The organism is Niastella sp. sgz303648, assembly GCF_059587045.1.
The window spans coordinates 303,860-316,647 of the sequence record NZ_JCAPSW010000009.1 but is presented as its reverse complement, the minus strand read 5'-3'; the positions used below and the strand labels follow the sequence as shown (position 1 = coordinate 316,647).

Genomic DNA, 12,788 nt, shown 5'->3' with positions numbered 1-12,788 from the left:
CCAGGTGAATAAAGAAGTCCGATAATTTTGTTGCCTAAAGTTTTATTATGGAAAAGGCAACAACTTCAGGAAAGCAACAAAATACCCGTCGTTCCAGTGAAACGATCTCAGCAATAATTGCAGAATATAAAAAGGGGCAACGCACTGTTAAAGAATTTTGCTCAGATAAAGGAATAAATACCGGCACATTCTATTGTTGGTTGAGCAAACAAAGGAAAAACAACAATATTACCCACCCAATTAATAATATTATTGCCAATATTTTTTTCATATCCGCTTCCCACATCTATTATTATATTATAACCACAAATTCCAGTTGTGTAAGCAATAAAGAACTAAATCCCTGATCTCTATGGCTGAATATTTAACTAATAAAACAGGAAATAAAATTGAACAATAATAAAAACACAATAATGTGCAGCAGTTTAGTATTTTCTAAAAAAATATCTTATTTTATAGATTTTCGCAACTGGCTTCGTGAAATATAAATACAATAGCCCAACCTCACGGTTGGGCTATTGTATTTTTTTATTTACTGTATTCTTCCATATGTGTGCGACTGGCAAATCTTACAATCTTTACCACAACTTCCCGATAGATCAAGTTCATACCTCGCTTCCACACCTTTTAATTGGGATGGTATACCTTCCGTCATCCACCGGGGCGCCGGAGCCCCTTTTAAGTAATGATCCATAAACTGTGTATAACGAATGGTATAATCTTTTAAATCCCTTGGCATATCTAACCTATGCAAACCTTCATCATACTGCAGCCACCACGCTTTCTTTCCCAATCTGCGCAAGGCGACAAACATTTCTATAGCCGATTGCACAGGTGCGCCATCTTTTTTGTTATGAAACATCAAAATAGGGCATTTCACTTTGTCTGCGTGCAGCACAGAACTTTGATCCAACCAGATTGCCCTGTTTTCCCAAAGACTACCCATTCCACCGCCGTAAGCATTAACTTCACCCCATTGCAACCAACTTTTTCCGTTCTGCCTTAAGGATAGAGACATTTCCAATGCGTCCGTTGTTCCAGATCCAATCGACATAGCAGCAAATGAACGGGAATGCGTCAATACATAATACCCAAAACGACCAGAATTACTATGACCACTGGCACCTATGTGTGCACCATCTACAAAAGGCAATGTTCGTAAATATCTTGCTGCCCCATCTAATGTGTTCAGTGAGCTAAGTCCCCATTTACCTTTTGAGAAAAAATATACATCTGGAAGGAATACCAGGTAACCGTGGCTAACAAACCAACTCGGATAGCTAAAAATCTCTGGCGCATCCAAATATGCCGGTGTTGGATATTTGTACAATTGATCCGATAGGATTCCATAAAAGCTGATGATAACCGGGTATTTTTTAGCCGGGTCAAAATTCTCAGGCTTGTACAGAATCCCCTGGCTTTTACTACCATCCATTTGTTTAAAGCTGTGCAACTCTGCCGTAAGCCAGTTGTACCTTTTTTGCGGCTGCAGGTTAGTAATAGGCTCGTATGTTCTAAAATCAGTTGTTACAAAATAATTCGGTGCCTCAGTAACGCTCTGTCGCTTTATAATATATACATTGTTATCGATTGCCTGATATCGCTTCCCATCTCCTGAACAAGCCAGTAAATCTACCACATAGGGGCCCGTACATAATTTTTCCGGTTCCCCTTGCTTTCCCAATCGTATCCGGTAAAATCCACTATTTTTGTTTTTACTGTTAAAGGCTGTTAATATTAAAGACTCTTTTGCGCCTAAAATTGGAAGATCAAGATCATTATTCCGATCCTCACCCAATAAAGTTAATATTACATCATGCTTCAAGCCATATCCATTCGTTATATTTACCGGTGGTCTTTTCCCATCGAGATCCAGTTGCCAGATATCATAATTGTCATATACCAGCAATCCCGCATCCTCCTTTAGCCATCCTGCTATACCGGCTTTACCATTAGGCTTACCACGAACATTCATATCAAATCTTTCGGATCCTAACTGCCCCATGGGAATTCCATCAGATATTTTTGTTATCTTGCCTGTAGCAAAGTTGTAACTAAAGTAGTGGCAACCATGCTCGAGGTCGAAATAAACCAGGTAATGATCAGTCGGAGAACGGAATATATGAAAATCATTGGTATTGCCTTTTACCAGATATTTTTTTACACCATGTTTCAGTGATATCAACCAATTACTATCCATTTTATCCTGTTCCCAAAAACGGTCTCCATTCATTTTTTCTCCTTTCCTTACTAATACAGCAAAGTCACAATCAGCTTTTATAGGATTTATAAGTATCTGATCGTCATTAACACGAATAACCTTATATCCCCCTGTATCAATGATTGCATCAATCAGGAGCTGAAACGAGGACTGAGCAGACTGAAGAATCGTGTCTTTATAACTCCACACATTTACCTTTACCGCATCAGCATGCGGCTGTCGAAGCTCAGGCCGGGGATGTAAATTAAACCTGATATAGCGACCATTATTAGTAAAGTATAAAGGATCCTGAATCAATAAGCCGACATCCATTCCGTGAGTCTCCTTGTTTACCTTCATAATAGCATTGTCCATACCTGAACGCCAATACCAGATAGAATTTTCAGGTAGTATCTCTTTCTGTTCTGCACCAACAGCCGTTATAGATTGTGCCATAAATACCACCTGGCTGCCCGATTGATCAAATGCATAACTACCAATGCTTGTATTGGTATCTGAAGTTGACCAGATAATTTTTGGTGTTCCATCCGGTAGGTTAATGTATTCAAGCGTTGCAACATTTCCAGTGTCACTTTTGATCATTCTTGAGATAAGCAATATCTTTCCACTATCATCGAACAAATGCCTGACAACTGACAAAAAGCGCCTTTCCTTTCCTGTAGGCAGATGGTAAAGCACGAACTCTTTTATTGTATCACCAATCTCTAAAACCAGCCATTCGTCATTACCGTCAAAACTATAGTTTCCCGATACACCTGCAAAACGCGTTTCCTCTCCCGTTATCAGGTTTTGCAGAATTACCGTTTTGTCTCCACCCTTTAACTGGTAAGCTATCCATTCATTTTTACCATTGGGTGGCAATTTATAAGATACAACATCCTTTACATGATGACTTATGCCCTTGCCGGTTTGCAAAAAACACAATCCATCCTTGTCAGCAAAAATATATTGCTTGCTGTCAGGTGAAAAAAAACCGGGACTGACGCCTGCAAATGCTTGTCGCCAGGTATTGGAAGTTGCCTGCACAATCACCGAATCACGCTCCCAGTACCTATACATGCAATTTCGAACTGAATAAGCAACAAATTTCCCGTCACGACTGACCGATAAATCTTCATCACGTCCTACACTTATCCAGTTTTCAAGGGCATGAAAATCCAATATGGGCTTATTATTTTTGCCGGTCACGGAATGAGTATGGCTCCATACATATTTGTCTAAGTCCCATCTCTCACTTTCCGGCGGCGTGGTTGTATTATCCAGAGCCGAAATACTGCTTTGCGACAAGGCCTGACCCGTATACATGATCAAAACAACATATAAAAAAAACTTTTTCATCAATTGATAAATTTACTTGTCAAGGTTATAAAAAATAATATCACTGAAGATTTCTAAATTCTATAAAAACTAACCAATTTTATATTGTTGGGCACCAATTCATTTACTTACCTGTCATTATATATATTTACCTGCTACTTCATGATAATCAAATATTCATTCCCACACCACCCCCTGATTCACATACGTATGCTCACCTCTCTTCATTTGTCCTAACACTTCCTTAAGTTCATCTGCATTCATCAACTTGTAACTTATTGCAACATGCATGGCTTTTTCTGCCCAAATAATAGCTTGTTCTTTTTTTCCAGACTTGTATAATAAATTGGCATAAGTATCCAACATATACGGATCTTCCATTGATGATTGCTGCAGCGCTTTAGCCATCCAATTGCTAACACCATTCAACAAATTTTTATCCGTAACATTCCGGAATACTTTCCAACATTGGCCATTCAATTGTACTCTTTGGGCAGCATCGTTGAAATCGGGTGAATTTCTCTCTAAACTTATAAGATAATATTTGGCATAAGTAGTAAAGTTTTTATGCGCATCGTACCATTTTAACCGAGCCTCCAGTACATTTCTTTTGGCACAAGACGCATTGAATTTTTCCCTGATTATTTTGTAAAGTTTACCCCAATCAGCCTCAACATAATCAGGTACGTCTTTTTTACCGGGCTCATATAGCATCATTCCCGAAGACATCTCCCCTTGGCTTTTAAAAAATGAATCTACGGTCTCATACTGAATCGTACGATCTACAACAGCCTGTGAATATCCCTTTCTATTCATCACTCTGTCAATAATATGACCATCATTGTAAAAGAACCAGAATCTTGGCCTGTTACTCCGCGCCATAAAAGAAGCCCAGTATTCAATACTTTCTTTTGTATAACGGTCTCTTGGTTTTAAATGAAGCACATATTCCGTATGCTCATTCAAGAGCTTTTTTGCAAATGTCTCATCATTCAATCGGAGCGCTGTTTTACTCATATAGATCATCCGATCATAATGTTTTATCCCTTTGTTATAGTCTGCTACCAGGTGATCATATTCCGCATATGGGTCATCATACACCTTTCCCGGCATTGTAGCTCTTTTGGCAATAGCCAACAACTCGTTCACCGCTTGATAACCCATTTCTTTATGTACAATTACACCCTCTGGGGAAAAAAAAATAAAGCTGGGATATCCTTCGACCCTGTATTGTTTATTAATAGCTTCCGCATCATTGTACCAGCTTTGAATAAAACCATTATCATTGCTTGTTTTGTCCATCTGTACTTTTACCGATATGAATTTGTCATTAAAATAATTCCCTATCGTATCATTTGAATACACTTCTTTGTCCATTTTTTTACAGGGCCCGCACCAGGATGCATAAGCATCAATAAAAATGTATTTATTTTCCAGCTTTGCTTTATCTTTTACTTGTTGCCAGGTGAATCCTTCGGTCCATTTAATACCAGAACTGCTCGCCGTTTGCAGCTTACCTGTTAGTTCCGTTTGCGACATTAACAGCAACGGCGAAATGATCATGAGCACCAGTAATTGTTTCATTAATAATTGCATTTCCTGTTTTTTATCAAATAATAGGTTATCTCAACTGCTTCGAGGGAATATTTAATTGTTTAACATTTTTCAATAGCCAGGATTCTGCACGAGATTGGGCGCTTTTTGAATATCATCTAAGGGTAAAGGGTATAACTGTTGATAAGAGTGCCAAGGTGCGCCATTAGCTTTTTGTGGTGTGACTACACTCATTACAGCATTCAACAAGCCTGTACGTTTCAGATCGAGCCAACGATACCCCCACTCACCAAATAGCTCCACTTGTCGTTCGTGCCAGATTGCTGTTAATAAAGATGCTTTATCAGCAGCAGTTGTTGGGTTTGGCATTCCAAAAGCCCGCTGACGAATTTCATTCAGATCAGTCTGGGCACCCTGGATATTCTCCTGTTGCGCCCGGGCTTCTGCCCTAATTAAATATTGTTCACCTAACCGCAATACCATGAAATATTCTTTCATGTACTGTGTGCCGGTGCTGTTATTTATACTTGGATCAAAGGTCGCCTTGTACTTGTACACATAAGAAATCGTATCCCAAGTCGTTGGAGTGAGCTTTAGAATTGTGGAACCTACCCAGTTGCCGAAAACCGCTCTCTGATCACCTGGCTCAAAGCTTTTTAACAGGTACTTACTCAGATACACTGGATTAAACGGATTCGGTCCAACAGAGGGGCCATAAGAAGGAATAATGAAGATAAAGGCATCAACCGTATTAAGACTTGAATAAGTAGGCTGTATTTGCCAGATAGCTTCCCGGCTATTTTTTAAAAACACATCATTTAATGGGAGTAAACTGTATAGTGTTGTATTATTGATAACTGTAGTCGCTTCTGTTTCTGCTTTTGCCCAATCCCCTGTATATAAATACACCCTGGCCAGCAATGCAGCAGCAGCCCATTTAGTAGGCCGCACTCTTTCGGTTGTATTAGTGAGTAATGATTCATTTAAATAGTCTGCACTTAATAGGTCCCGGGCTTCTTTCAAATCTGTTATGATCTGTTGGTAAACCTTTGCCTGAGGTGAACGTGCTAATAAGGTAATCTCTTCAGGGTCGGTAGTTAAAGCCAAAGGCACATCACCAAATAGGTTTACCAGGTAGAAATAAAAAAAAGCTCGCATAAACTTTGCTTCTCCCAATAACTGCTGCCTGATTACTGGTGTTAAAGTCTTTGACCGAGTTAATCCTATGATGGCAGCATTACATTTATACACATATTTGTACAGCGGGAACCAATGTTCGTGACCAGCAATACCAGACGGGTTAACAACCGTCAGGGCATTGTTATAATAATCAATATGTTGCGTACTTGTTACGCCACCAAACAAGGTTAATTCATCGGAAGAAAGGCCTGCTAACAAATTTATGCTTCTGGGTCCCTGAAAAGGTTGGCTGATATCGTTCATAGAAGCATATATTCCAGTAAGGACTGATATAGCGGTCGCATCGATCGTATATACCGCATTTTCAGCAATGGTAGCAGAAGGAGGGTCAATTTCAACCAGCTTCTTGCAGGAAATGTGCGCCACAATAAATGGGCTCAATAAAAAGAATATGATCTTTACAACATTCTTTTCCTGTATCTTGATTTTTATATTAGTTAGTTTTGGGTTCATATTAATGACTTTTTATAGTTGCACTTATATATTCTCTATAATGTAACGTCAAATAAATATGACAATCCTTTTATCACAATTACAGCTCAAGCTGTGCTCCCACTGTCCATATTTGTAAAGGTGGCAAGGTTGATATACTTGCCGTCTCAGGATCCAAACCTGTATATTTTGTAATAGTGGCTAAGTTTTGTCCCCTGAAATAAATCCGGGCACTCTGCATACTGGCTTTCTTTACTATAGCTGACGGAAATTGCCAGGAAAGCGAAAGATTTTTCAACCGTAGATACGATGCATCATAATTATAATAATCATCGGTGGATATAGGAATAATAGAAGCGTTATCTACGCTATAAGCCGAAATTTCGGCATTGTCTCCTGGTTTTTGCCAATGGTTCAATACGTTAACCGGTTGATTACTGTTTCCTGATATAAATCTTCCGGGGGTAGTGCTTCCGTTATAATAATATAGATCCCGGATTCCCTTTTTACGCACAAACTGGAACAAAAAATCTAATTGAAAACCTTTATAACGGATGCTATTTAAAAATCCGCCGTAGTATTTTGACAGACCTGAAACGAATTGGGTCCTGTCAGTCATAAAATCAGGATTGGTAGTAGGGTTCCCATTTTTGTCAAAAACCAGGTATTTGCCAGTAGCTGGATCTACCCCTGCATAATGATATAATTTATTTACGCCAAGTGGCCGGCCAATAATAACACCATTAAATCCATTAGCATAAGGGGTTAATTCAATATTGGGAAAACTGACCAATTTATTATTGGGGATGGTAAAGTTGAAGCTGCTGGTCCAGGAAAGGTCCTTTGTTTTAATATTTATAGTATTCACTGTAAATTCCCAACTTGTATTCCGGATGATTGCCGGGAAGTTTTGAGTTATGTAATTGAACCCTGTAATACCAGGTAGCGCATAGCTGATCAGTTGGTTAGAAGAACGATTGCGGGCATATGTAGTATTAATGAGTATACGGTCATTTATAAAACCCAATTCGATCCCCCCCTGCCATTTGCGGGTTTCTTCCCATTGCAGATGAGGATTAGAAGGGTTGTATCCAATTCCAAGACTGGATGTATTCTGGTAAGAAACTGGCGCCGAAACAACTTCGTACAAACTCAAGTAACTGTAATCAGCAATTTGGTCATTGCCCGTGGAGCCATAACTACCCCTCAATTTGCCAAAACTTAGAAAAGGAAGATGCTGCTGTATCCATTTTTCATCACTAAATATCCATGCTAAGCCTATGCTACTGAAATTGTGCAACTTGTTTTTATCCCCAAAGCGGCTGCTGCCATCCCGCCGTCCAGTTAGGTTAATTATATATTTATCTTTCCAGGAATAATTCAATCTGCCAAAAAGTGCGCTGTATTTATATTCGTTGTCATTTGCTAGATCTACATATGTTGAGCGCGCCGTCGATAATGACTTCATCAGCAAATCGCTTGTGTATCCTGATCCAATTAAAGTTAAAACGTTGTTACTACTTTGCTGAATAGTGGCGCCTGCCAATGCTTCTATTTTGCCTTTTTCAATGCGGCCGATATAATGCAATTGCGGCTCAATAATCCAGGAATTCATATTTCTGTTAGTAAAAGATGCAGTGCGCTTGCTATATGGCCTTCTTTCCGGGCGGAACATTTCTAATCGCAAAGGAAAATATATATTAGACTGCAAATTAGTATAACCTATGTTGGTACTAAAATCCAGTCCGTGCAGGATGCGATAACTTAGATTTAAACTGCTGACCAGATTTTTGCTAGTATTAAAAAAGTCGGTATTTTCAGTATAGGTAAGCGGATTATCCCAAGTGGATGAACCTGCCGCATCAGGGGCCCAATTAAGGGTACCATCTTTATTGTATAATGCAGGTGCATTTGGTTCCATCAATATGGCCTGCTGTGTTAAGTCCGTGCCAGGTATATGATTTTTGTCAAAAAAGTAACTACCAGATAATGATATGCGCAATTTTTGATTAGTAGATGTTCCATTTACATTAAAATGCAGTCCGGCACGTTTATCATCGAAATCACCGGGAAATACGGTTGTTTGCCTGTTAAAACTAGTTCCTATCAAATATTGAACAGCTGGCGTACCGCCAGATATGCTGGCTGCTAAATCGGTATATTTTGCTGTATTTCCAATCAATACTTTTTGCCAATCTGTGTAGCGGGTTGTATCCCAGATTGTCAGGTCAGGAGCATATAAAAAAGGAGATTGCGCTGTAGGATCGGAAGAAGGAATCCTGCCGTCATTTTTGAAAGCTTCGTAACGCATATCTAAGTACTGCCGGGTGTTCATCATATCCGCCTTACGGGTAACTTTTCCCCAACCCTGTTGCAGATTGACATTCAGTCTCGTACGGCCTGCTTTTCCTTTTTTAGTAGTAATGAGGATTGCTCCGTTGGCAGCCCGACTACCATAAATAGCTGTAGCATCAGCATCTTTCAATACGTCAATAGACTCAATATCATCCGGGTTAATATAATTTAGTGGACTTCCTCCCTTTACGATATATTCCAATTCCAAAGTACTAATCAGTTGTGTAGGATAAGGAACACCATCGATAACTACCAAGGGCTCTAGCCCACTGTTGATACTGTTTTGGCCCTGTATGCGTACCGTTATTCCACCACCATTCATCCCTGTTTGTTGGGTAATTTCTATACCAGGTACCCTACCCTGCAAGGCGAGCAACGGATTCCCCACCGGCTGCTTCTCAATATCACTTGCCTTTACACTTGAAATATTCCCCGTCGCAAATCTTCTGGTCGTCGTTCCATATGCAATCACTACTGTTTCATCTAACAGTGATAACTTCTGATCAAGCGCTATATTCATAAAGCCTGTACCACGAACGGTGAAGGTTTTCATTTCATGCCCTACAAACGAAATTTCAAGCACAGCATTTTCAGCTACATTTTTTAAAATAAAACCGCCATCATTACCTGTAGTCACACCGTTGTTGGTACCACGCACTCTTACATTAGCCCCGGCGAGCGGACTCCCTTTGTCATCTGTCACCTTCCCACTTACCGTAATAGGGTCTCCACTGGTAACAGCTTGCAAACTGCTTTTTATTTCTTCCGGCTTTTTGATAATGAATATCGTGCGGCCTTTAATGGTATAAGTATAGGGTTGGTCTTTAAGACAGATGTTCATCACCTGCTCCACCGAAGCATTTTTTACATCGATGGTTACTTTTTGAGCTTGTTGAATCACATCTGTATTGAAGAAGAACCGGTAATTGGTTTGTTTTTTTATCGCAGTAAACACGCTTTCAAGCGTCACTTCTTTGCCGCTGAAAGTAATGGTTTGCTGCGCCACGCCTTTTGCACTGGTGTGCAAACAGGCAGCTAATATCAGGATAGCAGTTAACTTCATAACGCGCAGTAATTTTCTCCTCCTTTGTCTCCCCTGTAGGAAAGAATTAGCAATGGAGGCTCGGTTAGGAGCATGAAATTTCATACCTTTAGTTAGTTGTTGGTTAATAAAATGTTTCCCCGCATTAAAATGTTAACCTTCAAATGAACCGGGTTCTGCGCGAACAGAATCCGGTTTTATTTTGTCCGCACTAGGCAGACTTTTCTTATAAGCTTTTACACAGACTTCAAACCATTCTTTCTAATTCCCAGACTACTAATCAGTGTTTACAGATAAGGTTGAGTCGGTTAACCAGGAATAAGTTTTTTACATAATAGCTGTAATCGCAGATAACACAAGAGGATAAGTGGATAGGTAATTCCATTGGGAAATGAATTGCGCCCGCGCAACACACTTTACCAGGCACTTTAATTGCAGAGGTTTAATGATTGAATGGTTGATTTGCGCAACCAGCAGATTTATTGATTATTTCACAGGTAAGTATTTCATATCGGTCGCATAGTTTTTGCTTTTTTCATTATAAGGTGTACTCTTTTTATAAAAAAGTTTCTTTTGGCATTACATCACCTTTATTGTTCTGCCTTCTACCTTAAATTTTATTTTGCCCATTTGCTGCAACAGCGTAAGCAATTCACTGAGCGGAATGTTACGATCAATATTACCTTCAAATGACTGCACTGGAATATTGCTTGTATACACCACATCTACATTATACCATCGGCCTACCTGCTTCATCACATTTTTAATATCTGCCCCATGAAAATCGAAGAACCCTTTCAACCAGGCAATGGCCGCTTCTGCATCAGCAGCATCTGATATTTTAATCTGGCGTTTGTTGTTTATGTCTGCCTGCTGACCTGGAGCCAACAGCTTATAATTACCGGGTTGATAATTATTTGGATGCACATTTGCCGGCTGCTTTTCTTCTTCCTTTGGCGATGAAATTTTAATCTTTCCTTCGAGCAAGGTGGCTACAACAGGCTGTTCATCGCCGTAAGCATTAATATTAAAATGTGTTCCAAGAACTTCTATTTCTCCTAAAGAAGCAGGGGCTTCGCCGGAGTTGGGCGACAAACCATTCCCTGCCTGTGATGCCAATATAGAAACCCTGAATGGTTTACGTGGATCTTTCGTCACCTCAAGATAACACTCTCCTGTTATCGCTATCTTTCGTTCTTTTTCTGTAAATGTTGTTGGATATTTTATAGAGGAAGCCGCATCCAACCAAACTTTACTGCCATCGGGCAACAGCAACTGATACTGCCCGCCTCGTGGGGTACTTAATATATTGTATGTTACGGCTAATTGCTTACCTTTTGCCAATTGCCCATTGCCAATCGATTGTTGATATTCCAGCTCACCATCCTTCGACTTCACCACCTTTGCACTCCCCTGCTGTACCAACGTGCCATTGTTAGCTTTATCCAGATCGATCACGGTGCCATCTCCCAACACGAGGGTAGCTTTTGCCCCTGCCGGTTGTATCTCTTCGTTATGTGATTGCGCTGTTGTTGTCGCAACTTTTGGTCTGGGTTTCGTCTGATATAAGAAATAAAAAGCACCTGCAATAATGAGTAATGCCACTGATGCTGCAACGAGATAAATAAACGGAGTCCGTTTTCTCGCTTGCATCTTCACCACATTACGCTGCTTCTTATGTTCATACTCTTCAAAAAAACTATAGTATTCTTTTACCAGGGTCTTCAATGAATTTTCATCGGATATTTTTTCAAGTAGTCTGCGATTTCTATCCGACTCGCCAAGCCATTCATTCAACGCATTTTGTTCGTCAGGCGACAATTCATTGTTGACATACTTCGAAAAAAGTACACTTATCCTATTTGCTTTTTCAAGCATACACGATTGTTTAGTTATGAGAAGAATGTGGTGTGGTTGGGAACGTGGAGGATAGGGTTCAGTAAGGTGATTTATATATTGACGAAATATTTAATAATTTGTTAGCACAGATTTAAAAAATATTTAACCCAACCTTTGGTCACTTTATTTCTGAAGAACGTTTTCTACATTAAATCCCATAAAACGATTATTGTAAGTAGCTTTTTCTCGATCAGCATATTGCGTAGTTGTGCGATAGCTTTGCTTTTATTGAAGCGAACGGCAGAGGGTTGCATGTTGAGTTTGACAGAAATTTCTTCGAAGGACAATTCTTCCAGATAAAATAATTTAAACACTTGTTTTCGAACAGGCGGTAAGTTTTCAATTTCCTTATATATCGATTGTAGAAATTCGGCCATCACCATGGCTTCCATGATGCTTTCTTCTGAGGGTTCAGAAATGTGTTGCATCTCCTGTTGCAACTGATGTTCCTTTTTTTCATATCGAAAATAGTCGATGCATTTATTTCTTACCGTTCGATATAAATATGCTTTTACATTGTCTAAAGTTCCAAAATCATTAAAACGTGTCAATACCACTTCCATCGCTGAGCTGGCAATATCTTCTGCAACCTGCTTATTTCTTGTGAGCTGATTGGCAAAATAGCATAGATGCGGATAGAACTCATCATATAACCTGGCATATGACGCTGCATCTCCCCGTTTTAATTCTTTCCATAATTGTGCATCCGATTGACGTGGCGTTTTCATTTGCTACCCGGGTATAGTTAATAAAATGTCACGCCAAATA

General features: G+C 39.6%; 7 protein-coding genes. 1 reads left to right on the top strand and 6 read right to left on the bottom strand.

The window, feature by feature from the left end; all coding sequences use genetic code 11:
- Positions 1–47: 47 nt before the first annotated feature.
- The gene (locus tag AC59IL_RS25635) at positions 48–347 is read left to right on the top strand and encodes a transposase (RefSeq protein ID WP_496555068.1); all 300 of its coding nucleotides are present in this window, start codon (positions 48–50) and stop codon (positions 345–347) included.
- Positions 348–532: 185 nt separating this feature from the next.
- Here AC59IL_RS25635 and AC59IL_RS25630 read toward each other — a convergent pair whose 3' ends face one another.
- From AC59IL_RS25630 to AC59IL_RS25605, 6 genes are all read right to left on the bottom strand, one after another.
- The gene (locus AC59IL_RS25630; protein WP_496555067.1) at positions 533–3,559 is read right to left on the bottom strand and encodes a prolyl oligopeptidase family serine peptidase; all 3,027 of its coding nucleotides are present in this window, start codon (positions 3,557–3,559) and stop codon (positions 533–535) included.
- Positions 3,560–3,715: 156 nt separating this feature from the next.
- A complete protein-coding gene (locus AC59IL_RS25625) occupies positions 3,716–5,134 on the bottom strand; it encodes a thioredoxin family protein (protein WP_496555066.1) in 1,419 nt (472 codons plus the stop codon).
- Between the two features lie 69 nt (positions 5,135–5,203).
- Positions 5,204–6,745: a RagB/SusD family nutrient uptake outer membrane protein gene (locus AC59IL_RS25620; RefSeq protein ID WP_496555065.1), complete on the bottom strand. Its 1,542-nt coding sequence runs from the start codon at positions 6,743–6,745 to the stop codon at positions 5,204–5,206.
- 79 nt (positions 6,746–6,824) lie between these two features.
- Positions 6,825–10,226, bottom strand: a complete 3,402-nt coding sequence (locus AC59IL_RS25615) for a SusC/RagA family TonB-linked outer membrane protein (RefSeq protein ID WP_496555064.1) — start codon at positions 10,224–10,226, stop codon at positions 6,825–6,827.
- A 474-nt stretch (positions 10,227–10,700) separates the two neighbouring features.
- Positions 10,701–11,999: a FecR family protein gene (locus AC59IL_RS25610; protein WP_496555063.1), complete on the bottom strand. Its 1,299-nt coding sequence runs from the start codon at positions 11,997–11,999 to the stop codon at positions 10,701–10,703.
- 164 nt (positions 12,000–12,163) lie between these two features.
- A complete protein-coding gene (locus AC59IL_RS25605; protein WP_496555062.1) occupies positions 12,164–12,748 on the bottom strand; it encodes an RNA polymerase sigma factor in 585 nt (194 codons plus the stop codon).
- Between the last annotated feature and the right edge of the window lie 40 nt (positions 12,749–12,788).